The 25,129-nt window shown below is 42.1% G+C and carries 21 protein-coding genes, 8 tRNA genes and 1 pseudogene; 6 read left to right on the top strand and 24 right to left on the bottom strand.

All coding sequences use genetic code 11. From position 1 onward, the window contains the following. Nucleotides 1-28: 28 nt before the first annotated feature. The gene (locus HT732_RS08345; protein WP_000359256.1) at nt 29-1,447 is read right to left on the bottom strand and encodes an NCS2 family permease; all 1,419 of its coding nucleotides are present in this window, start codon (nt 1,445-1,447) and stop codon (nt 29-31) included. Between the two features lie 189 nt (nt 1,448-1,636). Between HT732_RS08345 and HT732_RS08340 the strand changes: the two genes are divergently transcribed. From HT732_RS08340 to HT732_RS08320, 5 genes are all read left to right on the top strand, one after another. Beyond that, entirely contained in the window at nt 1,637-2,449 is an 813-nt protein-coding gene (locus tag HT732_RS08340; protein ID WP_173254586.1) for a Cof-type HAD-IIB family hydrolase, read from the top strand. Nucleotides 2,450-2,673: 224 nt separating this feature from the next. After that, nucleotides 2,674-3,693, top strand: a complete 1,020-nt coding sequence (gene adhP / locus HT732_RS08335; RefSeq protein ID WP_000649182.1) for an alcohol dehydrogenase AdhP — start codon at nt 2,674-2,676, stop codon at nt 3,691-3,693. Nucleotides 3,694-3,927: 234 nt separating this feature from the next. Then, nucleotides 3,928-4,917: a PTS sugar transporter subunit IIB gene (locus HT732_RS08330; RefSeq protein ID WP_000021970.1), complete on the top strand. Its 990-nt coding sequence runs from the start codon at nt 3,928-3,930 to the stop codon at nt 4,915-4,917. A gap of 25 nt (nt 4,918-4,942) precedes the next feature. Continuing rightward, on the top strand, nt 4,943-5,746 hold the full coding sequence (locus HT732_RS08325) for a PTS mannose/fructose/sorbose transporter subunit IIC (protein ID WP_000022716.1): 804 nt from the start codon (nt 4,943-4,945) through the stop codon (nt 5,744-5,746). A gap of 23 nt (nt 5,747-5,769) precedes the next feature. Beyond that, nucleotides 5,770-6,681: a PTS system mannose/fructose/sorbose family transporter subunit IID gene (locus HT732_RS08320; protein WP_000136865.1), complete on the top strand. Its 912-nt coding sequence runs from the start codon at nt 5,770-5,772 to the stop codon at nt 6,679-6,681. Between the two features lie 54 nt (nt 6,682-6,735). On the opposite strand, the gene pepC is transcribed toward HT732_RS08320, so the two are convergent. From pepC to HT732_RS08245, 15 genes are all read right to left on the bottom strand, one after another. Beyond that, the gene (gene pepC, locus HT732_RS08315) at nt 6,736-8,070 is read right to left on the bottom strand and encodes an aminopeptidase C (RefSeq protein WP_173254585.1); all 1,335 of its coding nucleotides are present in this window, start codon (nt 8,068-8,070) and stop codon (nt 6,736-6,738) included. Nucleotides 8,071-8,181: 111 nt separating this feature from the next. Further along, nucleotides 8,182-8,904: a pseudouridine synthase gene (locus HT732_RS08310; protein WP_173254584.1), complete on the bottom strand. Its 723-nt coding sequence runs from the start codon at nt 8,902-8,904 to the stop codon at nt 8,182-8,184. A 72-nt stretch (nt 8,905-8,976) separates the two neighbouring features. Continuing rightward, nucleotides 8,977-9,207 carry a GlsB/YeaQ/YmgE family stress response membrane protein gene (locus HT732_RS08305; protein WP_000901572.1) on the bottom strand — a complete coding sequence of 77 codons (231 nt, stop codon included), beginning with the start codon at nt 9,205-9,207 and terminating at the stop codon, nt 8,977-8,979. A gap of 9 nt (nt 9,208-9,216) precedes the next feature. Continuing rightward, nucleotides 9,217-10,458: an aminopeptidase gene (locus tag HT732_RS08300; protein ID WP_173254583.1), complete on the bottom strand. Its 1,242-nt coding sequence runs from the start codon at nt 10,456-10,458 to the stop codon at nt 9,217-9,219. Between the two features lie 23 nt (nt 10,459-10,481). After that, the gene (locus HT732_RS08295) at nt 10,482-10,634 is read right to left on the bottom strand and encodes a hypothetical protein (protein ID WP_173254582.1); all 153 of its coding nucleotides are present in this window, start codon (nt 10,632-10,634) and stop codon (nt 10,482-10,484) included. A gap of 19 nt (nt 10,635-10,653) precedes the next feature. Next, nucleotides 10,654-15,045 carry a PolC-type DNA polymerase III gene (locus HT732_RS08290; protein ID WP_173254581.1) on the bottom strand — a complete coding sequence of 1,464 codons (4,392 nt, stop codon included), beginning with the start codon at nt 15,043-15,045 and terminating at the stop codon, nt 10,654-10,656. 103 nt (nt 15,046-15,148) lie between these two features. Continuing rightward, entirely contained in the window at nt 15,149-17,230 is a 2,082-nt protein-coding gene (fusA, locus tag HT732_RS08285; RefSeq protein WP_000090354.1) for an elongation factor G, read from the bottom strand. A gap of 278 nt (nt 17,231-17,508) precedes the next feature. Then, nucleotides 17,509-17,979, bottom strand: coding sequence for a 30S ribosomal protein S7 (rpsG, locus tag HT732_RS08280; protein WP_000087873.1), 471 nt, complete (start codon nt 17,977-17,979; stop codon nt 17,509-17,511). 19 nt (nt 17,980-17,998) lie between these two features. Continuing rightward, entirely contained in the window at nt 17,999-18,412 is a 414-nt protein-coding gene (gene rpsL / locus HT732_RS08275; RefSeq protein ID WP_001142332.1) for a 30S ribosomal protein S12, read from the bottom strand. Between the two features lie 314 nt (nt 18,413-18,726). Continuing rightward, nucleotides 18,727-19,326 carry a response regulator transcription factor gene (locus HT732_RS08270; RefSeq protein ID WP_173254580.1) on the bottom strand — a complete coding sequence of 200 codons (600 nt, stop codon included), beginning with the start codon at nt 19,324-19,326 and terminating at the stop codon, nt 18,727-18,729. Further along, the gene (locus HT732_RS08265) at nt 19,327-20,424 is read right to left on the bottom strand and encodes a sensor histidine kinase (protein WP_173254579.1); all 1,098 of its coding nucleotides are present in this window, start codon (nt 20,422-20,424) and stop codon (nt 19,327-19,329) included. It abuts the gene before it with no gap. Further along, complete coding sequence (locus tag HT732_RS08260) at nt 20,424-21,161, bottom strand: ABC transporter permease (protein ID WP_042751712.1); 738 nt, start codon at nt 21,159-21,161, stop codon at nt 20,424-20,426. The genes HT732_RS08265 and HT732_RS08260 overlap by 1 nt, the downstream gene beginning before the upstream one ends. A gap of 1 nt (nt 21,162) precedes the next feature. After that, nucleotides 21,163-22,047, bottom strand: coding sequence for an ABC transporter ATP-binding protein (locus HT732_RS08255; protein WP_173254578.1), 885 nt, complete (start codon nt 22,045-22,047; stop codon nt 21,163-21,165). Beyond that, a complete protein-coding gene (locus tag HT732_RS08250) occupies nt 22,034-22,228 on the bottom strand; it encodes a hypothetical protein (RefSeq protein ID WP_173254577.1) in 195 nt (64 codons plus the stop codon). The genes HT732_RS08255 and HT732_RS08250 overlap by 14 nt, the downstream gene beginning before the upstream one ends. After that, nucleotides 22,225-22,431, bottom strand: a complete 207-nt coding sequence (locus HT732_RS08245; protein ID WP_173254576.1) for a hypothetical protein — start codon at nt 22,429-22,431, stop codon at nt 22,225-22,227. Before HT732_RS08245 ends, HT732_RS08250 begins: the two co-directional genes overlap by 4 nt. Before the next feature lie 585 nt (nt 22,432-23,016). Here HT732_RS08245 and HT732_RS08240 point away from each other — a divergent pair. After that, a pseudogene (locus tag HT732_RS08240) lies at nt 23,017-24,343 on the top strand (ISL3 family transposase). Between the two features lie 70 nt (nt 24,344-24,413). On the opposite strand, the gene HT732_RS08235 reads toward HT732_RS08240, so the two are convergent. The 8 genes from HT732_RS08235 to HT732_RS08200 all read right to left on the bottom strand — a co-directional run bounded on the left by HT732_RS08235 (nt 24,414) and on the right by HT732_RS08200 (nt 25,128). After that, nucleotides 24,414-24,501 (bottom strand) — tRNA-Ser (locus tag HT732_RS08235). Between the two features lie 6 nt (nt 24,502-24,507). Next, a tRNA-Ile gene (locus HT732_RS08230) sits at nt 24,508-24,581 on the bottom strand. Nucleotides 24,582-24,615: 34 nt separating this feature from the next. After that, nucleotides 24,616-24,686 (bottom strand) — tRNA-Gly (locus tag HT732_RS08225). 20 nt (nt 24,687-24,706) lie between these two features. After that, nucleotides 24,707-24,779 (bottom strand) — tRNA-Phe (locus HT732_RS08220). 3 nt (nt 24,780-24,782) lie between these two features. Further along, nucleotides 24,783-24,856: transfer RNA gene (locus tag HT732_RS08215), tRNA-Met, on the bottom strand. A gap of 9 nt (nt 24,857-24,865) precedes the next feature. After that, nucleotides 24,866-24,955, bottom strand: a tRNA-Ser gene (locus tag HT732_RS08210). Nucleotides 24,956-24,967: 12 nt separating this feature from the next. After that, a tRNA-Ile gene (locus tag HT732_RS08205) sits at nt 24,968-25,041 on the bottom strand. 13 nt (nt 25,042-25,054) lie between these two features. Further along, nucleotides 25,055-25,128 (bottom strand) — tRNA-Met (locus HT732_RS08200). Nucleotide 25,129: the final 1 nt, after the last annotated feature.

Raw genomic sequence — 25,129 nt, 5'->3', positions numbered from 1 at the left:
AAGGGGGAAATCCCCCTGGGTCATTCTATTATAGTGCCATGCTGATATAGTTCAGGATAAACAAGGCATCCAAAATCCAAATCATGACATGAACATCTTTAGCTTGACCTTTGACAAGCTTAGTCAAAGTGTAAGTCAAGAAACCAACCGCAATCCCTTGGGTGATAGAGTAGCTGAATCCCATAAAGATAGATGTGAAGAAAGCAGGAACCGCTTCAGACATATCGTCCCAATGGATATTTTTCAAGCTAGCCAACATCATAATTCCAACGATAATCAAGATTGGAGCTGTAGCGGCTGTTGGTACAATCGCTAGAAGTGGGCTAAAGAAGCTTGAGATCGCAAAACAGATAGCTACAACCAAAGCTGTCAAACCAGTACGTCCACCTGCACCAATACCAGCAGCAGACTCAACATAAGTCGTTACGTTCGAAGTACCTGCGATGGCACCAATTGAAGTACCAATCAAGTCAGAGTAAAGAGCCTTATCCAACTTAGCTGATTGGTGATTTTCACCATTTGTTGCTACAATACCAACTTTTTCACCTGTACCGATCAAGGTACCAATCGTGTCAAAAATATCTGTCAATGAGAAGGCAAGAATGGCCATCAGAGTTTCAGGCAAGCGAGCTGTATCTGAAATCAAAGCTCCCAAACCTTCTGAACCAAGAGCTGCACCAAAGACTGTCTTCAAGTCTTCAAAAGCTGCACCAACATGGTTATTAGCAAAATCGATACTAGACAAATCTACCAAACCAACTGCGATAGCAAGAACAGTTGTTGTCAAGATAGAGAGGATAATTCCCCCTTTAATCCCTTTAATGACAAAGAAGATTGTGATAGCAAGTCCTGCAAGAGCCACCAAAACAGCTGGATTATTAAAGCTGACCAAGCCTGGAACTGCTGAAGCATTTGCTGTAATCGCTGCTTGAGCTTTATCAGCCCCTTCTCCTGCAACCGTGTAATTCCCTGGATCGATAGAGAATTTCAAAAGCCCAGCATTCTTAATCCCCACGTAGGCAAGGAAGACACCGATACCAGCTGAAATTGCTGAGCGAAGGGCGTTTGGAATCGATTCAATGATCATCTTACGAACATTTGTCAAGGTAATAATCAATGAGATAATTCCACAAATGAAGACCATAGCTAGGGCTTCTTGCCAAGAATAACCGAGTCCAAATACAACTGTAAAGGTAAAGAAGGCATTGAGTCCCATACCTGGTGCTTGAGCATATGGCAAGTTGGCGTAGAAGGCCATCATCAGGGTACCAGCAACTGCACCGATAATCGTTGCGAGAAATACACCCTGAGCAGGCATTCCTGTTTGCGAAAGAATTTGTGGGTTTACAAAGAGAATATAGCTCATTGCAAAGAAAGTTGTTAAACCAGCGAGAACCTCTGTACGAACGTCTGTACCGTTCTCTTTTAGTTTAAATAATTTGTCCATTATCAATCTCCTTTTAATTTTTACGAACAATAATAGAATTATATCATTTATCATTCACTTTTTCAATATCTTTGTTTGATTTATTTAAGAATTTGATGAAATTTCTTTTTTTGTTTCGAATCTGCTTTTCTGCCTGCTTTTTGTTATAATAGTAGACATCTTATCTGAAAAGACACTAGAAAGGTCCCTATGACGAAAAAAATTATTGCAGTTGACCTGGATGGAACCCTGCTCAACTCAGACAGTCAAATTTCTGACTTTACCAAAGAAACCATCAAAAAAGTTGCTGAAAAAGGCCATCAGATTATTATCACTACCGGTCGCCCTTACCGCATGTCAAAAGATTTTTACCATGAACTAGGCTTAGACACTCCTATGATTAATTTCAACGGCTCCCTTACTCACTTACCAGACCAAGTTTGGGATTTTGAAAAGTGTTTAACTGTAGACAAAAAATATCTTTTAGATATGGTTCGACGTTCAGAAGATATTCAAGCCGATTTTATCGCTGGTGAATATCGTAAAAAATTCTACATTACAAATCCTAATGAAGAAATTGCCAATCCCAAACTATTTGGTGTGGAAGCTTTCCAGCCTGAAGATCAATTCCAGCCTGAGTTGGTAACCAAGGATCCTAACTGTATTCTGTTGCAGACCAGAGCCAGTGACAAATATGCCTTGGCAAAAGAAATGAACGCCTTCTACCAGCATCAACTTTCTATTAATACTTGGGGTGGTCCGCTCAATATCCTTGAGTGTACCCCAAAAGGTGTCAACAAAGCCTTTGCTTTGGACTACTTGCTCAAGGTAATCAACCGTGACAAAAAAGATTTGATTGCCTTTGGAGATGAACACAATGATACCGAAATGCTCGCTTTTGCTGGGAAGGGCTATGCCATGAAAAATGCCAACCCAGAGCTACTCCCTTATGCGGATGAGCAAATTGCCCTGACCAATGACCAAGATGGGGTTGCCAAAACCCTGCAAGACTTATTCTTATAGTCCATTCTGACCAGCTTGCGAGCTGGTCTTTGTGCTCTTTTCACAGTCTCATCAACCAGTTAATCGATTGTTCTACTTTTTGCTTCCAAAACCTTGGAAAAGGCTTTCTTTTGTGATATAATTCACATATAAATACAAGAGAGCTCGTCATACTCGACTCTGTTGACACAAAATCAATCCAGTCCCGTTATCCCTGTTCTCGGTCAATATAAAGGAGGATAGCTATGAAAGCTGTTGTTGTAAATCCAGAAAGCACTGGTGTTGCTGTTGAAGAAAAAGTGCTCCGTCCACTTGAAACTGGAGAAGCACTTGTAGAAATTGAATACTGTGGTGTTTGCCACACTGACCTCCACGTTGCCCATGGTGACTTTGGTCAAGTACCAGGACGTGTTCTTGGCCACGAAGGTGTTGGTATCGTTAAAGAAATTGCCCCAGATGTGAAAAGCCTTAAAGTCGGTGACCGCGTCAGCGTTGCTTGGTTCTTTGAAGGATGTGGTACTTGCGAATACTGTACAACTGGTCGTGAAACTCTTTGCCGTACAGTAAAAAATGCTGGCTACTCAGTAGATGGTGGTATGGCTGAACAATGTATCGTAACTGCAGACTATGCTGTCAAAGTTCCTGACGGACTTGATCCAGCCCAAGCTTCTTCTATCACATGTGCTGGTGTAACAACCTATAAAGCTATTAAAGAAGCAAAAGTTGAACCAGGCCAATGGGTTGTTCTTTACGGTGCTGGTGGACTTGGTAACCTAGCGGTTCAATACGCTAAAAAAGTATTCAATGCTCATGTCATCGCGGTTGATATCAACAACGACAAACTTGCCCTTGCAAAAGAAGTCGGTGCTGATATCGTTATTAACGGCCTAGAAGTTGATGATGTACCAGGACTCATCAAGGAAAAAACTGATGGTGGAGCTCATTCAGCTGTCGTAACTGCTGTGTCTAAAGTTGCCTTCAACCAGGCTGTTGACTCAGTTCGTGCTGGCGGTCGCGTTGTCGCTGTCGGTCTTCCTTCTGAAATGATGGAACTCAGTATCGTCAAAACCGTTCTAGATGGAATCCAAGTTATCGGTTCGCTTGTTGGAACTCGTAAAGACTTGGAAGAAGCCTTCCAATTCGGTGCAGAAGGTTTGGTAGTTCCAGTTGTCCAAAAACGTCCAGTAGAAGATGCTGTTGCAATTTTCGACGAAATGGAAAAAGGTCAAATCCAAGGACGTATGGTACTCGATTTCACCCACTAATCTAATAAAAACCTATTTTAAAAGTTGGAATACGCTTCCAACTTTTTTATATTAAATTTTTTAATAAGGGTTCAAAAAAACTTCTCTAAAACTCAATATATCAATATTTTCAGATGTAATCTTTTTAATTATTTTATGATAAATAGTTGATTTTTAGATGAAAACGGTTTATACTTAAAAAGTCTTAAAGTTTTCTTAAACGAAAACTAAAACAAAAAAGGAGGAATGACAATAATGAGTATCGGAATCATTATTGCGAGCCACGGCGAATTTGCTGCGGGTATTCATCAGTCAGGATCTATGATCTTTGGTGAACAAGAAAAGGTTCAAGTTGTAACCTTTATGCCAAATGAAGGTCCTGATGATCTATACGCTAAGTTTAATAACGCTGTTGCTGCATTTGACGCAGAAGATGAGGTTCTAGTTTTGGCTGACCTTTGGAGTGGATCTCCATTTAACCAAGCTAGCCGCGTGATGGGAGAAAATCCTGAGCGTAAGTTTGCCATCATCACAGGACTTAACTTACCGATGTTAATCCAAGCCTACACAGAGCGCCTCATGGACGCTGCTGCAGGTGTAGAAAAAGTCGCTGCGAATATTATTAAAGAAGCCAAAGATGGCATCAAGGCTCTTCCAGAAGAGCTAAACCCAGTTGAGGAAGTAGCAAGCGCTGCAGCTGCTCCAGTTGCCCAAGCTGCTATCCCAGAAGGAACTGTCATCGGAGACGGTAAACTCAAAATCAACCTTGCCCGTCTAGACACTCGTTTACTTCACGGTCAGGTTGCAACTGCTTGGACTCCAGATTCAAAAGCAGACCGTATCATCGTTGCTTCAGATAACGTAGCTAAAGACGAATTACGTAAAGAATTGATTAAACAAGCAGCTCCAGGTAAAGTGAAAGCAAACGTTGTTCCTATCCAAAAACTAATCGACGTTGCAAAAGATCCTCGCTTCGGAGAAACACATGCCCTTATCTTGTTTGAAACACCTCAAGATGCTCTTCGTGCTATCGAAGGTGGCGTGCCAATCAAAACTCTTAATGTTGGATCAATGGCTCACTCAACTGGTAAAACAATGGTTAACAACGTTTTGTCTATGGATAAAGAAGACGTTGCTACATTTGAAAAAATGCGTGACCTTGGTGTTGAATTTGACGTACGTAAAGTACCAAACGACACCAAAAAAGATTTGTTTGACTTGATCAACAAAGCAAACGTGCAATAATCGATTTTATGAAAGGATTTTAAAGATGTCTATTATTTCTATGGTTTTAGTAGTCGTTGTAGCCTTCCTAGCAGGTCTTGAAGGTATCCTCGACCAGTTCCAATTCCATCAACCAATCGTAGCTTGTACCCTTATCGGTCTTGTTACTGGTAACCTTGAAGCAGGGATTATCCTTGGTGGTTCTCTTCAAATGATCGCCCTTGGTTGGGCTAACATCGGAGCTGCCGTAGCTCCTGACGCTGCTCTTGCTTCTGTTGCTGCTGCCATTATCATGGTTCTTGGTGGCGACTTTACTAAGACAGGTATCGGTGTTGCCCAAGCGGTTGCTATCCCTCTTGCAGTTGCTGGTCTATTCTTGACTATGATTGTTCGTACACTCTCTGTCGGATTGGTTCACACTGCTGATGCTTCTGCTAAAAAAGGTGACTTCAAAGCAGTTGAACGTGCTCACTTTGTCGCACTTCTTCTTCAAGGTCTTCGTATTGCAGTCCCTGCAGCACTCCTTCTAATGGTACCAACTGAAACCGTACAAAGCATTCTAAATGCTATGCCTGATTGGCTCAAAGATGGTATGGCTATCGGTGGTGGTATGGTCGTTGCCGTTGGTTACGCTATGGTTATCAACATGATGGCAACTCGTGAAGTATGGCCATTCTTCGCTATCGGTTTCGTGCTTGCTGCCGTGTCAGATATTACCCTAATCGGATTTGGTGCTATCGGTGTTGCTATCGCTCTTATCTACCTTCACCTTTCTAAAACTGGTGGAAATGGTGGCGGAGGAGCCGCAACTTCTAATGACCCAATCGGCGATATCCTAGAAGACTACTAAGATAAGAAAGGACTGAAAACATCATGACTGAAAAACTTCAATTAACTAAATCAGATCGTAAAAAAGTTTGGTGGCGTTCAACTTTCTTACAAGGTTCTTGGAACTATGAACGTATGCAAAACTTGGGTTGGGCTTACTCATTAATTCCAGCTCTTAAAAAACTCTACACTAAAAAAGAAGATCAAATCGCTGCTCTTGAACGCCATCTTGAGTTCTTCAACACTCACCCATACGTAGCCGCTCCAATCATGGGGGTTACTCTTGCACTTGAAGAAGAACGTGCTAACGGTGTTGAAATTGATGACGCTGCTATCCAAGGGGTTAAAATCGGTATGATGGGACCTCTTGCTGGTATCGGTGACCCAGTATTCTGGTTTACAGTACGCCCAATCCTTGGATCACTCGGTGCTTCACTTGCCCTTACTGGTAATATCTTAGGTCCAATCCTCTTCTTCGTTCTTTGGAACTTGATTCGTATGTCATTCTTGTGGTATACACAAGAGATTGGATACAAGGCTGGATCAGAAATCACTAAAGACATGTCTGGCGGTATCCTCCAAGACATCACTAAAGGTGCTTCTATCCTTGGTATGTTCATTCTTGCTGTCCTTGTTCAACGTTGGGTAAATATTAAATTTGCTTTCGATGTTGCCAAAGTTCAACTAGATGAAAAAGCTTATATCCATTGGGATAAATTGCCAGAAGGATCTAAAGGTATCCAAGAAGCATTCGCACAAGTAGGACAAGGATTATCTCAAACATCTGAAAAAGTTACTACTTTCCAACAAAACTTGGATATGTTGATTCCTGGACTATCAGGACTACTCCTTACTTTCCTTTGCATGTACTTGCTTAAGAAAAAAGTATCTCCAATCACTATTATCCTTGCACTCTTCGCAGTGGGTATTGTGGCACATGTTCTTCACATCATGTAATCAAGCAACTCAAAAGGAACCAGGTTCTAATCCTGATTCCTTTTTTCTATTCTTTTATTCAGCCAAGGCTCCCATTGGATCCCATGGTGCAAGAACAATTGGTTCTGCTTCATAGGCAGCTTGTTCTTCTGCTGTCAGCAATTCTTTGCGAACAACAATCTGGTAAGTGTATTCATCCATCCAAGCGTCTGAGGCAACAAAGTAACCATCTGTACCGACCTTGTCTCCCCATGAGTTTTCAACCTTCCACTTGGTTGACTTACCATTTTCATCCAAATCAACACCTGTCAAGACCATGGCGTGGGTCATCAAGCTTTCGCTGTAGTCCAGACGTCCAGCCTTATCTTGAGTGAATTGAATGTCCATGCTTGATTCGAAGTCATAAACATCTGTCGCAAGGATGCCAGCTTTACGGTTGCTGAGCTGACCAACATCAGAACCAAACCAAACAGTCTCGCCTGCTTGCATTTGAGCAATCGCCAACTCTTTTAAGCGCTCCATCGGCACGTTGATGTAGCGAACCGCACGGCTACCAACTACATTCCCCAACATCTCAACTGTGTAAGATTTTCCGTAAGGCTTGTCAGCAGTGGGAGCATTGATAACAGAAACATAATCTTCTAAAGGAAGATTGACATATTTCTTGTAAAATTCTTGTGGTGTAATGCCCTTTTCACTTTGGTAGTTGTTATCCTTATCGCGATAAGCAAAGTCAAATGTACGTGGTGGAAGACCCAATGACATAGCAAGGAAGTTAAAAATTTCTTGCAAGAGGTCTTCTTTCTTAGCTTGAACAGTCGCTTGGTCTGCGCCAGAAGCAAGCAAGTCACGCAAGATTTGAGCATCTTGACGCAGCAATTTGTTGAGAATGGCATTTAGCTCACGGCTGCTACTAGATGAAACAGACTCAGGGTAAACTGACTTAGGCACGACACCGTATTTCTCAAAGAGAGAAACGACCATATCCCATTGACCCCCATCTTGTTGTGGAGTTTGAAGTAAGAATTTAACCTTACGGCTCGTCAAGTCTTGGTCTGCAGTCGCAATCACTTGCTCCAAGAACCAGTTTGATTTCTCATACTTGTCCCAGAAGAATGTGTGGGCCTGTGACAACTCAAAATTTTCCAATTTATATTGTGAAATGAGTTTGTGGCGGAAGGTGTTGAGAGCCGCAAACATCCAGCAACGACCAGATGCTTTCTGGTTAGTAACCTTGTCCTTGGTCAAATCCAATGAGAAAACAGGGGTATTGTCTACATGGCTCTGACGACGTTCTAGAGCTGCAAAAATTCCGTTGTGGCTGGCAGCATTTTCAATAGCTCGGTATTTTACATTTGCTTCATAATTGGCAAATAGTTTATCTGTAAATGATTCTTGAATCGTGTTCATAGATTCCTCCTTTTATTCTACAGTCTATTATAACTCTTTTCACAAAGGAAGCAACTGAAAAACATAAAAGGCAAGGACATTGTCCCTCCCCTTTTTCGAATATAAAGCAAATTAAGCAATACTAGCAAGAAGATTTTCCAATTCCTCCTTGGTCAAGCGACGCCATTCTCCTCGCTGCAAGTTCTCATCTAAAACTAAAGTTCCCATAGTCAAACGTTGCAAGTCTACTACTTCCTTGCCACAGTAGGCCACCATACGCTTGACCTGATGAAACTTCCCTTCTGCAATGGTCACACGGATTTGACTCTGATTCTTTTCTGCATCTGCGGAAAGAATCTCCAGTCTAGCGGGTTGACAGGTAAAGTCTTTGAGAGAAATACCCTTGGCAAATGTCTCCACATCTTCTTGGGTCATGATTCCCTTGACTTGTGCCTGATAAGTCTTGTCCACATGACGCTTTGGCGAAAGAAGAGCATGAGCCAGCTGACCATCATTGGTCAAGAGTAAAAGACCATGCGTGTCAATATCCAAGCGTCCTACTGGGAAAACTTCCTTGCTCCGAGCCAAGTCATCCAACAAGTCCAACACCGTTCTGTGTTTAGGATCTTCAGTCGCTGAAATAACCCCTTGGGGCTTGTTCATCATGTAGTAGACAAACTCTTCATACTCCAACACTTGTCCATCAAAGCGAATCTCATCTCTTTCTTCATCAATCTGCAATTTAGCTGACTTTTCTTTTTTACCATTTACCGTCACGCGACCAGTCTTGAGCAAGTTTTTGACCTCAGTTCGGCTCCCCACAGCGCAGGCAACTAAAAATTTATCTAATCTCATAGAACTATTATATCACACTCAAAAGGAGGCTGGTACAATGACCAACCTCCTTTTCGTTTCAGATTTAAGAAATTAACTTCCACGTCTCCAGAAAATCGCTAAGACAATCATGGAACCTAGTACTGCCGGAATAATGGCAGTTCCTGCTATTATCGGTCCCCAAGTCCCAAAAAGCAAGTGGCCTATAAAGGCACCAATCCAGCCGAGAAACATTTTCCCAAAACATCCCATTCGCTCTCCACGATTGGTTAGAGTACCTGCTAAAAATCCCACTAGGAGACCAACGAACATACTTCCTAACATATTATATCCTTAATTTGCCCAATCTCCGTTACGGAAGAGTGGTACACGTGTCCCATCCTCACGGATACCATCGATATCCATTTGACTAGACCCAATCATAAAGTCTACGTGAACATCTGAACGGTTAAGCCCCGCGGCTTCAAGCTCCTCTTCGCTCATCTCCGCTCCACCAACAACGCTAGTTGCATAGGCTGCACCGATAGCCAAGTGATTTGACGCATTCTCATCGAAAAGGGTGTTAAAGAAGGTAATGCCTGACTGAGAAATTGGGCTTGGATCGGGTACCAAGGCACATTCACCTAAGGCACGCGCACCCGCATTTTCAAAGACAAGGTCTTTCATGACCTGATCACCCTTCTCAGCAGTGATATCAACGATTTGTCCATCCTTAAAGGTTACTTTAATTCCTTCGATGATATTTCCATTATAGCTAAGCGGTTTTGTAGAAGTGACATAACCATCTGCACGACGGAAGTCAGGCGCTGTGAAGACTTCCTCTGTCGGCATATTTGGCAAGAATCCTTCGCCCTGTGCATTGATAGCACCAGCTGATTCCCAAACGTGGTTCTTTGGCAAACCAAGTGTCAAATCGGTCCCTGGAGCTGTGTAGTGAAGAGCTGAAAATTGCTCTTTATTAAGCATATCGGCCTTGCTCTTGAGGATAGCTGCATGCTCTTCCCAAGCCTTAACAGGATCTTCTTCATAGATACGGCAAGTTTTAAAGATTTGGTCCCAAAGAAGATCGACTGCTTCTTCGTCGCTCGCAGCATTTGGGAAAACTTTCTTAGCCCACTGAAGCCCAGCAGCGGCTGCTACAGTCCAGCTAACCTTGTTGGATTGCGTTGCGATTCGCATTGGTTTCATGGCAAGTCCCATAGCTTTAGCAGAAGCTGAAAGCTTATCAGCATCCACACCGTTCAAGGCACCTGGGTCAGAAGAACGAACTCCAAGACGGCTAGCCTTGTTCTCCAAGAGATAGTTCATCTCAGCAATCTTATATTCTGGCACATTGTCCAAACGCTCCATCGGTGCGTGGAGGAATTTCTCACGGTTGATGACATCATCTGTCCACTGAACGATCACCTCATGTGCACCCAAAGCATAAGCTTCTTTGACGATTAAGTGAGCCAACTCACGTTGCTCCACATCGATAGAGAGAGCCAAAGTATGACCAGGTTGCACATTGATTCCGTTTGCAACCAATAATTTCGCATATTTTTCTAGATTTTCTTTAAAATTTGGTAAAACCATTCTATTCTTCCTTTTCTTTTTGTTTATTTTTCTTTCAAAGCAGAGAATAATCCTGCTAAAGCAATGGCACCTGACAAGAGTGCTGTCGATAGAAGAATTGTACGATCAGCAAGTTCTAATTGATATTCAAATACCTTCTCAGCCGGCTTATCTTCCGCAAAAATTCTTAGTTTCATCTATTATTCCTCCAAGATCTTAAAACAACTCATCAAACAAACTGAGCTGGTTATCCTCTGGCATATTGCCGAGAATCCCCATTTCATCCATTTTTTCAACCAAGGTTGATGAGAGCCCTCCACGCTTACGCAATTCTGTTTTAGAGAGAAATTCTCCCTCTTCACGCGCTCGCACCAATTGCTTGGCAACGTTCTCTCCCAGACCATCCATTGCTACAAATGGCGGGATGAGGGTATCCCCATCGATGAGGAACTCTGTCGCCTGACTGCGGTAGAGATCGAGTTTGCCAAACTTGAAACCACGTTCCCACATCTCATTGACAATCTCAAGAGTTGTATAGAGATCAATTTCCACATTAGAGGCTTCATTGTTCTTCCGTTTTTCAGAGATTTCTTCCATTCTGCGCTTGATAGCATCCAAGCCTGCACCCATAGTCTTGATATCAAAGGCTTTAGCACGGATTGAGAAGTAAGCACAGTAGTAATAAATAGGATGGTGAACCTTGAAGTAAGCTACACGCAAGGCCATCATAACGTAGGCTGCCGCATGGGCTTTAGGGAACATGTACTTAATTTTCCCACAGGACTCGATATACCACTCTGGTACCTTATTGGCCTTCATAGCTTCGATATAGCTATTGCGTTCCTCTTCGGAAATCTTGAGCCACAAGCCCTTACGTACCCGTTCCATGATAGTAAAGGCCATCTTAGGTTCAAGACCCGCATGCATGAGGTAAACCATGATGTCGTCCCGACAACCGATAACAGTCGATAGATCCGCTATTCCTTGCTTGATCAAATCTTGGGCATTTCCCAACCACACATCGGTACCGTGGGACAAACCAGACAGCTGAAGCAATTCTGCAAAAGTCGTCGGATGGGTTTCATCGACCATCCCACGTACAAAGTTAGTTCCAAATTCTGGAATCCCCAGCATACCTGTCGGCGTTCCGATTTGTTCAGGAGTCACACCTAGCACATCAGTCCCAGAAAAGAGGGCCATTACGCCTTCGTCATCCATAGGAATTTCATTAGGGTCAATCCCAGACAAGTCCTGGAGTTTTCGAATCATGGTCGGATCATCATGTCCCAGCACATCAAGTTTGAGGACGTTCTCATCGATATCGTGGAAGTTAAAGTGAGTTGTCTGCCATTCAGCCGTTACATCATCCGCTGGATACTGGACAGGCGTAAAATCATAGACATCCATGTAGTTAGGAATAACAACGATTCCCCCCGGGTGTTGACCTGTCGTCCGCTTGACACCAGCTGCACCTTGAGCTAGGCGTTCCACCTCTGCATCACGATAAAACTTGCCATAATCTCTCTCGTAACCCTTGACAAATCCATAGGCAGTCTTGGCAGCCACCGTACCAACCGTTCCTGCGCGAAAGGCATATTCCTCACCAAAGATATCACGTACATCCAAGTGGGCACTAGGCTGATCTTCTCCCGAAAAGTTCAAGTCAATATCGGGAACCTTGTCCCCATCAAAACCGAGGAAGGTCTCGAAAGGAATATCCTGTCCGTTTTTACTTAGTTTGTGACCACATTTAGGACAGTCCTTATTGGGCATATCAAATCCTGAACCGTAAGAACCATCGGTGATAAACTTACTGTACTGACACTGACCACAGATATAGTGAGGAGAGAGAGGATTGACCTCTGTAATCCCAATCATGGTCGCAACGAAACTAGATCCGACAGATCCTCGAGAACCCACCAAGTAACCCCGTTCATTGGAACGTTGCACCAGCATCTGGGAAGCCAGATAAATCACGGCAAATCCATTCCCCAGAATAGAGGTTAGTTCTTTTTCAATCCGCAAATCAACGATATCTGGCAGTGGATTTCCATAAATCTCAAAAGCTTTCTTATAGGTCAACTCAGCAACTGTTTCTTCAGCCTTGTCGATGAAAGGCGTGTACAAGTCACCCTTAACAACCTCAACGGGTTCAAAGATTTCTGCCAAGGCATTGGTGTTTTCAATGACCAATTTGCGAGCTAATTCCTCTCCCAAAAAGGCAAATTCATCCAACATCTCATTGGTTGTTCGAAAATGAGCCTTTGGCAAAGGAGCTGGTTGGGCATGCTCCCCATGACCGATGGTTCGGTTAATCATAGCCCCTTGGCCCAAACTACGGACGATAATTTCGCGGTAAATCTCTTCTTCTGGTTCGATATAGTGGACATTTCCCGTAGCCAAAACGGGCTTGCCAAGACGGTCGCCGACCTCTATCAAACTCTTGATAATGGTCTGGAGTTCCTCCATATCCTTGACCTGCTCCTTGGCGATCAATGGCGCATAGATCGCTGGTGGCATGATCTCAATAAAGTCATAATACTTGGCCACCTCAACCGCCGCATCCACACCTTGGGAAACGACTGCATCAAAAACTTCACCTTCAGAGCAAGCTGAACCTAAAATCAAACCTTCTCGATGGGCATCTAGAACCGTTCTCGGAATCCGTGGTACCCCTTCAAAGTACTTGGTATTGGACAAGGAAACCAGCTTAAAGATATTTTTTAGACCTATCTGATTCTTGACATAAATGGTCGCATGTTTAATCCGAGCTTTTTTATAAGAGTCTGGACTAATCAAATCAATGTTTAGTCTACCCAAGTCGGTCACACCATGTTTTTCTGCCACCTCTTTGATAAAGATGAAAAGTAGACGACCAGTAGCTTCCGCATCGTAGTTGGCCATGTGGTGATGTTCTAGGGCCACACCAAAACGCTTGGTCAAAGGCCCCAAACCATGACGTTTATACTCAGGATAGAGGTTTCTAGCAAACTCCAGCGTATCAATAACTGGCTGACTAATCTTTGGCAGACCATGACGCTCATAATTGGCATTCATAAAGCCAACGTCAAAGGTCGCATTGTGGGCAACTAGAACCGTATCCTTACAAAATTCTTGGAATTCTTGTAAAACTTGTTCTAGTGGTTTGGCATTTTTGACATGATCATCTGTAATTCCAGTCAACTCAGTAGTAAAGGCTGACAAGGGATGCCCGGGATTGATAAATTCATCAAATTCGGCAATGACATTCCCCTTGTACATCTTAGAGGCTGCAACCTGAATCAAGTCATTATAGATGGCTGATAGACCCGTTGTTTCCACGTCAAAGACCACATAGGTCGCTTCTGACAAGTCCATCTCCACTTCGTTATAGACGATAGGGACACGGTCCTCCACGATATTGGCTTCCATTCCATAGATTAGCTGGATTCCTGCTTTCTTAGCCGCCTTATAGCCGTGTGGGAAGGATTGAACATTCCCGTGGTCGGTGATGGCAACCGCATTGTGTCCCCACTTAGCAGCTGTCGCAACGATTTCTTCAACCTCTGGCAGAGCATCCATGGTCGACATATTAGTATGAGCATGAAACTCAACCCGACACTCACCTTCTGGCATCAAATCCTTCCGCTCATAGTGAACAACTTCCTGCACATCCTGCACGTTCATAGTCAAATCGCGTGTGAAGTTATTCATCTCCACATTCCCACGCACTCGGAGCCAAGAATTTTTCTTAATTAGATCAAACTTCTGGGCCTCTTCCTCGTTCTTAACCCACTTTTGCATAGAAAAACTTGAAGTGTAGTCCGTCATTTTAAAGTTGATCAAAACACGCCCTGTTCTGGTCACTTTTTGCTCCACATCAAAAACAACCCCTTCGAAGACCAGACGATTTTCCTCCGTCGTCACTTCGATCATAGGAGTAATCTCTGCCTTGTCCAGCTTGGGTTTAGCTGCAGCTTTTTTAGCTTGAAAATCAAAGGCTGGTTTCTCTTCCGCTGGAGGTGGCGCCATCTGTTCGAGTTGTTCCATAGCACGAAGCGCTTCCTCATTGGCAGCTTGAACAATCTGCTCATTTTCAGCATGAAAGGCTTCCTCTTGCTCTTGGGTCAGGACATCATTTTTCTCTACTTGACAGTTAAAAATTGGAAAACCAAACTTCTCAAGTTGTTTGGCTAAATTAGGAAGATGATTCTTCTTAAAGTGTTCCTTATCAATCGCCTCGGAACCTTCGATAAAGAGTTGATTGCCCTCAGCACGAACTTGCAGATTTTGATAAAGGGACTTAAATCCTTGACTAGAACATGGCCCTTCAGAAAAAGCCTCTCTGTAATAGGCCTGCAAGAGTTGATTTGAAAATTCTTGAGACAGAGTCTTGATTGCGAAAACAGCTTTATTGCCTGTCTTAGAAAATTCTTCGCTCAAACCTTTCCTTAATTCTAAAAAAATTTCAATCGGTAAAATATTAGAAAATACGAAATGAAACTCCCATACCTTACTAATTTTATGAACTACAACTCGCTCAATATCAGCCTGTGCCAAAGCAGGAGCCTGTCTCATTTCAGCAGGCATTCCCAGTTGATTCATCAAAATTTCAAAACTATTTGACATTCATTTTCCTCACATTATTCTTCTACTATTTTACCATATTTAGAGGTATTTTCTAAAGACAAAAGGAAGCCACTAAGTGACTTCCTTCTAGAGTGAGAACTGATTAGTCTTCACCTTTGTTTTTCTTAATGATTTCTTCTTGTACTGACTTAGGTACGTCTTCGTAGTGGTCAAATACCATCATGAATGTACCACGTCCTTGAGATGCAGAACGAAGAACTGTTGCGTAACCGAACATTTCAGCAAGTGGAACATAAGCACGAACGATTTGGCTGTTACCGTGTGCTTCCATACCATCTACACGTCCACGACGAGCAGTTACGTGTCCCATAACATCACCAAGGTTTTCTTCTGGAACAGTGATTGTTACAAGCATCATTGGCTCAAGGATAGCTGGTTGTGCTGATTTGGCAGCTTCTTTAAGGGCAAGTGAAGCCGCGATCTTGAAGGCAGTTTCAGATGAGTCGACATCGTGATATGAACCATCGTAAAGTTTAGCTTTAACGTCAACCATTGGGTAACCTGCAAGAACACCGTTAGCCATAGATTCTACCAAACCTTTTTCAACCGCTGGGATAAATTCACGAGGAACCACACCACCGACGATTGCGTTTTCGAATTCGAATCCTTTACCTTCTTCGTTTGGAGTAAATTCAATCCATACATCACCGAATTGACCTTTACCACCAGACTGACGTTTGAAGAATCCACGTGCTTGAGTAGAAGCGCGGAATGTTTCACGGTATGATACTTGAGGAGCACCTACGTTCGCTTCAACTTTGAACTCACGACGCATACGGTCAACAAGGACGTCAAGGTGAAGTTCACCCATACCAGAGATAACTGTTTCACCAGTTTCAACGTTTGTTTCAACGCGGAATGTTGGATCTTCTTCAGCCAATTTTTGAAGGGCAATACCCATCTTGTCTTGGTCAGCTTTAGATTTTGGCTCAACCATCAATTGGATAACTGGTTCTGGAACGTTGATTGACTCAAGGATGATTTTAGCTTTTTCATCTGTCAATGAGTCACCAGTTGTAGTATCTTTCAAACCAACGGCAGCAGCGATATCACCTGAGTAAACAGTGTCGATTTCTTGACGGCTGTTAGCGTGCATTTGAAGGATACGTCCGATACGTTCACGTTTACCTTTAGAAGTGTTCAATACGTAAGAACCTGATTGAAGAACACCTGAGTACACACGGAAGAATGTCAAACGACCTACGAATGGGTCAGTCATGATCTTGAAGGCAAGAGCTGCAAATGGCTCTTCGTCAGATGCTGGACGAGTTTCTTCAGCGTCTGTATCTGGGTTAATACCTTTGATTGCTGGGATGTCAAGTGGGCTTGGAAGGTAGTCAATAACCGCATCAAGCATCAATTGAACACCTTTGTTCTTGAAGGCAGAACCACACAATACTGGGAAGAATTCAACGTTGATAGTCGCTTTACGGATACCAGCTTTCAATTCTTCGTTAGTGATTTCTTCACCTTCAAGGTATTTCATCATCAATTCTTCGTCAGTTTCAGCAACTGCTTCAACCAATTTTTCACGATATTCTTGTGCTTGGTCAAGGTATTCAGCTGGAATATCTTCTTCAAGGATATCTGTACCAAGGTCGTTCGTATAGATTTCAGCTTTCATCTTGATCAAGTCGATGATACCACGGAAGTCATCTTCAGAACCAATTGGCAATTGGATTGGGTGTGCATTTGCTTGAAGACGATCGTGAAGTGTGCTTACAGAGTAAAGGAAGTCAGCACCGATTTTGTCCATTTTGTTGGCAAATACGATACGTGGAACTCCATACTCAGTTGCTTGACGCCAAACTGTTTCAGTTTGAGGCTCAACACCTGATTGTGAGTCAAGAACGGTAACCGCACCATCCAATACACGAAGAGAACGTTGTACTTCGATTGTGAAGTCCACGTGTCCTGGTGTGTCGATGATGTTTACGCGGTGGTTGTTCCATTGAGCTGTTGTTGCAGCAGATGTGATAGTGATACCACGCTCTTGCTCTTGCTCCATCCAGTCCATTTGTGACGCACCTTCGTGAGTTTCACCGATTTTGTGGATTTTACCAGTGTAGTAAAGAATACGCTCAGTAGTTGTTGTTTTACCAGCATCGACGTGAGCCATGATACCGATATTACGAGTTTTTTCAAGTGAAAATTCGCGTGCCATGAGGTTTGTTTCTCCTATTTATTTTTGATTTCTATTCTATTATAACACGATTTTAATAAAAACGGATAGGCAGGACCTACCCGTTCTCAATGTTTTCATGCTATTGTTGGTTTCAACTTACGAGCTGGTAAGTTGAGTTATAGCTAATACTAATCGATTTAGCTAATTTGAACCCGGGCTAAAAGCTTGGAAAATAGATAAGCTCTCCTAGAATCTTCGATTCTTCGTCAAGCTTCCTAATTTTCAGTCGCTTTTTTAACGCCCTTAGTATCTTAATCTTACCAACGGAAGTGTGCGAATGCACGGTTAGCTTCAGCCATACGGTGAGTGTCTTCACGTTTCTTAACAGCTGCACCAGTGTTGTTAGCAGCATCCAAGATTTCTTTTGCAAGACGGTCTTGCATTGTGTGTTCACCACGAAGACGAGCGATTGTTACCAACCAACGAAGTCCAAGTGTTGTACGACGTTCTGGACGAACTTCAACTGGGACTTGGTAGTTAGAACCACCAACACGACGTGCACGTACTTCAAGTACAGGCATGATGTTTTCCATAGCTGTTTCAAATACTTCAAGAGCATCGTTGCCAGTAGCTTCTTTGATTTGCTCAAAAGCACCGTAAACGATTGAAGCAGCTGTACCACGTTTACCATCAAGCATAACGCGGTTGATAAGACGAGTAACTAATTGTGAATTGTAAAGCGGATCTGGCAATACGTCACGTTTTGGAGCTCTATTTTTACGACTCATTTCTCTTTATCCCCTTTCCTTATGCTTTTGGACGTTTAGTACCGTATTTAGAACGGCCTTGTTTACGATCGTTAACACCTGCAGTATCAAGTGCACCGCGGACGATATGGTAACGTACCCCTGGAAGGTCTTTTACACGTCCACCACGAAGAAGAACCACGCTGTGCTCTTGCAAGTTGTGTCCGATACCTGGGATGTAGGCAGTAACTTCGATAAGGTTGCTCAAACGTACACGAGCAAATTTACGAAGGGCTGAGTTAGGTTTTTTAGGTGTCATTGTTCCAACACGAGTTGCAACACCACGTTTTTGTGGTGAAGAAACGTTTGTTTGAACTTTTTTATGACTGTTGTAACCAACGTTCAAAGCTGGTGATTTAGATTTTTCTACTTTTGATTTACGCGGTTTGCGAACCAATTGGTTAATTGTAGGCATCTACATTCTCCTGTGTTTTTTTATTTTTGGTGATGATACACTTGGTGACAGCTATCATCTGTGTGTACTTTTGCAACATTTGTCAGCACGTCCCTGTACACTCTTGAGAGACCAAAAGTAAAAAGTACCGTCTATTATTGTAACAAAATTTTCCCTTGGTTGTCAAGATATTTTTCTTTTTTATTCTTAATTTTAGCTCTTTTGTAGTGCTCCCTAAAAAAAGAAAAAGGAGGAATTCCTCCCTCCTAAAGTTAGTATTGTTCCATTCAATCCCATCAATTTTAGCACATAATAGTTTTCGAGATATGATAGTATCACAACCAACCAGATTCTTTTGCGATATTAGCTGCCTCTGTTCGATTACCAGCATCTAGTTTCGAAAGAATATTGGTGACATAGTTTCGGACTGTTCCGTTTGATAAATAAAGTTGATCTGCAATTTCTTGGTTAGAGAAGCCCTGAGCGACTCCCTTTAAAACTGAGAGTTCTTGCTCCGTTAATGGATTGGGATGCGTCATCACCACTTCCATCAATTCAGGCGAATACTCCTTGCGTCCCTCTAGGACGGTGTGCAAGGTTTGCATGAGGTCTGCAATGTTTCTTTCTTTTAATACATAAGCATCTACTCCAGCCTTGACCGCACGTTCAAAATACCCAGAACGCTTGAAGGTCGTCACCACAACCACCTTTGTTTCTAGATTTTCTGCTCGTATCCACTCCAAGACTTCAAGACCTGTCTTCACAGGCATCTCTACATCAAGAATGGCAATATCTACGAACTCTTTTTCTAAGAGTTGGATTGCTTCTTGCCCATTCTTGGCTTGTAAGACAGACTCTACATCTGCTTGAAAGGCAAGCAACTGGCACATGGCATCTCGCAACATACTTTGATCTTCTGCGACTAATACTTTCATCTATTTTCTCTCCTTATAAGGTAGTCGAACCTGAACTTCTGTCGGTTGTTTCCAACTAATTAGCTTTACTTCTCCCGAAAATGGAAGAACACGATCTTGAACTGTATGGAGCTCATCCCCGCTTATAGAGGCAAAGCCACAGCCATCATCTCTCACTGTTAGAATGAGTTCTTTCTCTGTCCGTTCTAATTTTAAGTAGACTTTAGACGCATTGGCATGTTTGATGATATTGGTTACTAACTCAAGCAAAATCATGGAAGCCGTTGACTCCAATTCCTGAGTAAGGCTAGCAGTATCTAGTTGATTAGCCGTTTCCACCTCAATTCCAGCAATTTCCAGCATCTTCTTAACAGTCTCAAGCTCTGAAGCTAGGGTTCGTGATTTCAGATTTTCCACAATGGTTCGCACTTCATTCATAGAATCCTTGCTGATCTGGTGAATTTCTTTTAATTCCTTTTCCACCTGTGGATAAGCCTCCATCTGAAACAACTGCAGGGCCAGATCTGTTTTGACACTCAGCATAGCAAAGGTATGTCCCAAGCTATCATGCAAATCCTGACCGATACGACTACGTTCATTTTCAGCTAACAAGAGATTTATCTGGGCATTTTGCTTGGCCTGCGCTTCTTTCAAATCCTCTACAATACGAATCCGAACCAAACCAAAAGTCATCAAATCGACAAAAGCAAGAATTACAAGTAGATAGAATAGAAACCCAACTTCGATTCTCTGAATAATCAACAGTTGCCCCACCACAAGCACTTGAGCAAGGAGAAAAGTCCGGACATGTAAAGAATTAAAACTACGTACGCCAAAATGATAAATTAAGAGATTGGAAAGGAAAAAGAAGAACCAGATATAATTTACAGCAACAAAGGCGGTGTTCCCAGCTACATAGACCAGCATGATGCCCCAGAAAAGCCAAGATAGGCGCTGATTCTTAGTTGTTAAAACACCCAAATACGCCACTACAAATAGAATATCAATCAATAAATGCCAGACAGCAAGCTCCCCAATCACTACAGGAAGGATGGGAAAAACCATAAAAATCAAACTGGCCCAATACATATAGTCTATGCTCTTCAGTCTTTCAAGCATTAAGCATTCTCCTTATGACCTTGAAGGTAAATGGTCAAACCAAACAAAACTGCTGAAAAAACAAGTAGATAAACTGTGGCTGATAAATTGATGCCACCCTCATTTAAGAAGGTCTTGATCAATTCCATCAACTGATAGCTTGGTAGACGCTTCCCGATTGCTTGCATCCAGTCTGGAAATAAAGAGACGGGCATCCAGAGTCCGCCTAAAACAGCCAAGCCAAAGTAAAGAAGATTGCCTACAACAGACATCAACTGACTAGTTGGTAGGAGAGTCAAGGCCAAACCAAGGGCTACAAAAGCTACACTTCCTACTATCAGCAAAAGCGCAGCCCCAATCCAGTTTCCAAGAGACATGTCCACACCTCTTACAAAATGTCCAACTGAGAAAACCACCAAGATTGAAACCAAATAATCAACCATCATACTTGTTATCTTTGATAGATAATATTCTACCATATTTACAGGGCTATGACGTAATATTTTCTGCCAGTTGTTGATCTTGTCGGTATGTAAAACAACTGGGAATGAAAAGATAGCGGTAGACATCATGGAAAAAGCCGTCATGGAGATGAGGTAGTCGCGCATAAAATTCGCTGGTCCACCTGGTGTGTCCTGGTACATGCCTGAAAAGAATAAATAAAAGGCTGTCGGCATCCCTACTGACAAAAGATAATAGACTAATTGCCGTTTGGTCAATAGAAATTCTATCTTATTTAATGCGATCCATCGTTTCATCTTAGTCATCTCCCTTTTGTGTTTCTTCAAAGATTGTGTCTAGCAAACTACGGTTATTAACTTCGATTTCTTGTATGCTACATCCTGCTTGAACTAACAGTTGCCAAAAAACATTTGCCTCTCGTGTGACTACTTGCAGAGCATCTTGTTTTTGTACCCAGTTTTCAACCAAGTTAGACTGCTCAATGACTTCCTTGTATGTTAGAGGAAGGATAAAATGCTTTTCAATTCCCTCACTACGCATGGCTAGAGGCGTCGTATCACGAATCAACTCTCCCTTATTCAAGACCAAAATCCGGTCAGCTGTATGCTCTACCTCTTCGATATAATGGGACGAATAGAGAATGGTGACGCCCTGCGCTTTTAAGTCCTGAACAATTTCCCAAAAACGTTGACGGGTAGAGGTATCCATGGCAGCAGTTGGCTCATCTAAAAAGACAAGCTTTGGTCGCCCAATCAAAGTCAAGACAAAAGAGAAGAGACGCTTTTGCCCACCTGACAATTTTTCTGCAAATTGCTCTTTCTGTTGCTGGTCAAACTGCAATAGTTGATCGATTTCCTGGTTGCTCAAGGGATTTGGATAGATACATTGAAAGAAAGCAATCAACTCTTTAACTTTTAATTTCTGAACAATTACATTCTCTTGAGGGAGGTAGGATCTTGTGTAGTCTAACTTAGAGCTCGTTACTGGTAAGCCTTGTATAGATACTTGACCGCTAGTAACCAGTTTATCTCCCAATAAACAGTCCAGTAGCGTGGTCTTCCCAGCACCATTTGGACCAATCAAAGCGACACATTCACCTTCAGCTACCTCAAAGGAAATATCCGTCAAAATAGCCTTGCCCTTGATGCTTTTATGTAAGCCTTGTACCTTAATCATGTTCATGATATTCTCCTTTCAGCCATTCCATCCCCATCGGAAAGGCGATAAAAATCATAAATCCTAGTTCCCAGGCACCTCGGATGAATTGGTGAAGGAAGGCTTGATCAAACCAACCTGTAAACATTTCTACCAACCATACCCCTAGTGACAGGCCGATAAAGAAATAGATGATCCCTCTCTTCATTCCTCAAACTCCTTTTTCACATCTCTGACTAATGTCAAACCTTCTCTAACAAGCCAAGACATCATTCCAAAGCCAGCAAAGACCTCCCAAGGAAAATGGTAGAAACCCTCATCCAATCCCGAAAATATGAGATAGGTCATAACTCCTGCTACTACTAAACTCACTGCGATAATCATTTTATTTCTCATCACTTCTTCCTCCATTTTATACTTCAATTATAGTCTTTTGAAATCAGAGGAGATAGAAGCTTCTGTCACTAGAAAATATGACAAATGTCATAAAAAATTCTGTTTAAAAGAATCAAGAAACATTACACAACAAAACACGGGTAGAAAAGAATCTATAGTTCCTTCCGTCAAAGTGATATCAAATTTAGACTATAACGTAAATTAATACTCATTTAAAATCAAAAGACCAGAAATTTTCATCCCATAAGCACATATATTATACATTGCTCCAAAAAATTTTTTATTGCTTTCTTAAAAATTAGTAAGATTTATAAAATCCCTTGAATTCAATGTGTATACCTACACGACAGTATTTAATAAAAAATCTAGGAACAAAAAACAATACTATAATTTTAATAGAATATCATTTTATAAAATGAATTACTGATACCTAAAAAAGAGAGAACCAAACTGATTCTCCCTTAAGGTAAATAATATGGGCTCTATAATATTTGTAGTGGGTAAATCCCCTATGGATATTATGGAGCCTATTTTGTTGTAGAAAAAAGTCCCATATCATCTATAATGAAAAGCGACCAAACCATCATTAGAAAGATTCATATGGAACAATTACATTTTATCACAAAACTACGAGACATTAAAAACCCTAATATTCAAATTATAGATATCATCAATAGGGATTCCCACAAAGAAATCATTGCTAAATTGGATTATGAGGCTCCATCTTGCCCTGATTGCGGGAGTCAAATGAAGAAATATGACTTTCAAAAATCTTCTAAAATTCCTTACCTTGAAACTACTGGTATGCCTGCTAGAATTCTCCTTAGAAAACGTCGTTTCAAGTACTATCATTGCTCTAAAATGATGGTGGTTGAGACTTCTATCATCAAGAAGAATCATTAAATTCCTCGTATTATCAACCAAAAAATTGCGCAAAAGTTGATTGAAAAGACTTCTATGACCGATATTGCCCATCAGCTTTCCATCTCAACTTCAACTATTATTCGCAAGCTCAATGATTTTCACCTTGAGCATGATTTTTCTCGCCTTCCTGAGATTATGTCTTGGAACGTTGAAACAGTCAGGGGAGTGACTGTTTCAATCGGGAGATGGAGATGAGTTTCATTGCGCAAGGTTTTGAAAAGCTCAATATCATCACTGTTCTTGAAGGTAGAACACAAGCTGTCATTCGTAATCACTTTCTTCGCTACGATAGAGCTGTTCGTTGTCAGGTGAAAATCATTACTATAGATATGTTTAGCCTTTACTATGACTTGGCTAAACAGCTTTGCTTTCGAATTTCTAAGCTCAGGCTGAAACAGTCTCCCAGTCTGTTTCACTCCCAAATGCTAAAATCGTTATAGATCGTTTCCATATTGTCCAACACTTGAGCCGTGCTATAAGTCATATGCGTGTCCAAATCATGAATCAGTTTGAGCGAAAATCTCATGAATACAAGGCTATCAAGCGCTACTGGAAACTCATCAAACAGGATAGTCGTAAACTCAGCGATAAACGTTTTTATCGTCCTACTTTTCGCATGCACTTGACCAATAAAGAGATTCTAGACAAGATTCTGAGTTATTCAGAAGACTTGAAACGCCACTATGAACTCTATCAACTCTTGCTTTTTCACTTTCAGAATAAAAAACCAGAGAAATTTTTCGGACTCATTGAGGACAATCTGAATCAGGTTCATCCTCTCTTTCAGACTGTCTTTAAAACCTTTCTAAAGGATAAAGAAAAAATCGTCAATGCCCTTCAACTACCCTATTCTAACGCCAAACTGGAAGCGACTAATAATCTCATCAAACTTATCAAGCACAATGCCTTTGGTTTTCGAAACTTTGAAAACTCCAAAAAACGGATTTTTATCGCTCTGAACATCAAAAAAGAAAGGACGAAATTTGTCCTTTCTCAATCTTAGCTTTTCTTCAACTAACTATAGTTAGAAAGAGCTAAAATTTTAAAAAAAGAGTTATAAACTCTCATTAAAACGGAGAATAAGGGATTCGAACCCTTGCGCCAGTTACCCGACCTAACGATTTAGCAAACCGTCCTCTTCAGCCTCTTGAGTAATTCTCCAATTAATGGGCACGAGTGGACTCGAACCACCGACCTCACGCTTATCAGGCGTGCGCTCTAACCACCTGAGCTACGCGCCCAAGTTAAAAACTTGGTAATTTGAACAAAGTTCAAAGCGGGTGACGAGAATCGAACTCGCGACAACAGCTTGGAAGGCTGTAGTTTTACCACTAAACTACACCCGCATACATACTATTAATAAAAATGGCGCGAGACGGAATCGAACCGCCGACACATGGAGCTTCAATCCATTGCTCTACCAACTGAGCTACCGAGCCTTATTGCGGGAGCAGGATTTGAACCTACGACCTTCGGGTTATGAGCCCGACGAGCTACCGAGCTGCTCCATCCCGCGTTAATAAAAAGGAGGATGTGGGATTCGAACCCACGCACGCTTTTACACGCCTGACGGTTTTCAAGACCGTTCCCTTCAGCCGGACTTGGGTAATCCTCCATACTATTCAAATGGACCTTGTAGGACTTGAACCTACGACCACTCGGTTATGAGCCGAGAGCTCTAACCAGCTGAGCTAAAGGTCCAACAAGATCTTTATAGCGGCGAAGGGGATCGAACCCCCGACCTCCCGGGTATGAACCGGACGCTCTAGCCAGCTGAGCTACACCGCCA

Source organism: Streptococcus sp. 5346, from assembly GCF_013277455.1.
Classification (GTDB): Bacteria; Bacillota; Bacilli; order Lactobacillales; family Streptococcaceae; genus Streptococcus.
Note: the sequence above shows the minus strand (reverse complement) of the source record. Positions and strands in the feature narration are given on the sequence as shown.

Bases quoted from the DNA above. Each gene is read 5' to 3' on its own strand.
- rpsL (WP_001142332.1), bottom strand. From the start codon at position 18,412: ATGCCTACAATTAACCAATTGGTTCGCAAACCGCGTAAATCAAAAGTA.
- HT732_RS08265 (WP_173254579.1), bottom strand. From the start codon at position 20,424: ATGCTTGAAAGACTGAAGAGCATAGACTATATGTATTGGGCCAGTTTG.
- pepC (WP_173254585.1), bottom strand. From the start codon at position 8,070: ATGAACACGATTCAAGAATCATTTACAGATAAACTATTTGCCAATTAT.
- adhP (WP_000649182.1), top strand. From the start codon at position 2,674: ATGAAAGCTGTTGTTGTAAATCCAGAAAGCACTGGTGTTGCTGTTGAA.
- HT732_RS08325 (WP_000022716.1), top strand. From the start codon at position 4,943: ATGTCTATTATTTCTATGGTTTTAGTAGTCGTTGTAGCCTTCCTAGCA.
- rpsG (WP_000087873.1), bottom strand. From the start codon at position 17,979: ATGAGTCGTAAAAATAGAGCTCCAAAACGTGACGTATTGCCAGATCCG.
- HT732_RS08260 (WP_042751712.1), bottom strand. From the start codon at position 21,161: ATGAAACGATGGATCGCATTAAATAAGATAGAATTTCTATTGACCAAA.
- HT732_RS08300 (WP_173254583.1), bottom strand. From the start codon at position 10,458: ATGGTTTTACCAAATTTTAAAGAAAATCTAGAAAAATATGCGAAATTA.
- HT732_RS08250 (WP_173254577.1), bottom strand. From the start codon at position 22,228: ATGAAGAGAGGGATCATCTATTTCTTTATCGGCCTGTCACTAGGGGTA.
- fusA (WP_000090354.1), bottom strand. From the start codon at position 17,230: ATGGCACGCGAATTTTCACTTGAAAAAACTCGTAATATCGGTATCATG.
- HT732_RS08270 (WP_173254580.1), bottom strand. From the start codon at position 19,326: ATGAAAGTATTAGTCGCAGAAGATCAAAGTATGTTGCGAGATGCCATG.
- HT732_RS08345 (WP_000359256.1), bottom strand. From the start codon at position 1,447: ATGGACAAATTATTTAAACTAAAAGAGAACGGTACAGACGTTCGTACA.
- HT732_RS08330 (WP_000021970.1), top strand. From the start codon at position 3,928: ATGAGTATCGGAATCATTATTGCGAGCCACGGCGAATTTGCTGCGGGT.
- HT732_RS08305 (WP_000901572.1), bottom strand. From the start codon at position 9,207: ATGTTAGGAAGTATGTTCGTTGGTCTCCTAGTGGGATTTTTAGCAGGT.
- HT732_RS08320 (WP_000136865.1), top strand. From the start codon at position 5,770: ATGACTGAAAAACTTCAATTAACTAAATCAGATCGTAAAAAAGTTTGG.
- HT732_RS08295 (WP_173254582.1), bottom strand. From the start codon at position 10,634: ATGAAACTAAGAATTTTTGCGGAAGATAAGCCGGCTGAGAAGGTATTT.
- HT732_RS08255 (WP_173254578.1), bottom strand. From the start codon at position 22,047: ATGAACATGATTAAGGTACAAGGCTTACATAAAAGCATCAAGGGCAAG.
- HT732_RS08310 (WP_173254584.1), bottom strand. From the start codon at position 8,904: ATGAGATTAGATAAATTTTTAGTTGCCTGCGCTGTGGGGAGCCGAACT.
- HT732_RS08245 (WP_173254576.1), bottom strand. From the start codon at position 22,431: ATGGAGGAAGAAGTGATGAGAAATAAAATGATTATCGCAGTGAGTTTA.
- HT732_RS08290 (WP_173254581.1), bottom strand. From the start codon at position 15,045: ATGTCAAATAGTTTTGAAATTTTGATGAATCAACTGGGAATGCCTGCT.
- HT732_RS08340 (WP_173254586.1), top strand. From the start codon at position 1,637: ATGACGAAAAAAATTATTGCAGTTGACCTGGATGGAACCCTGCTCAAC.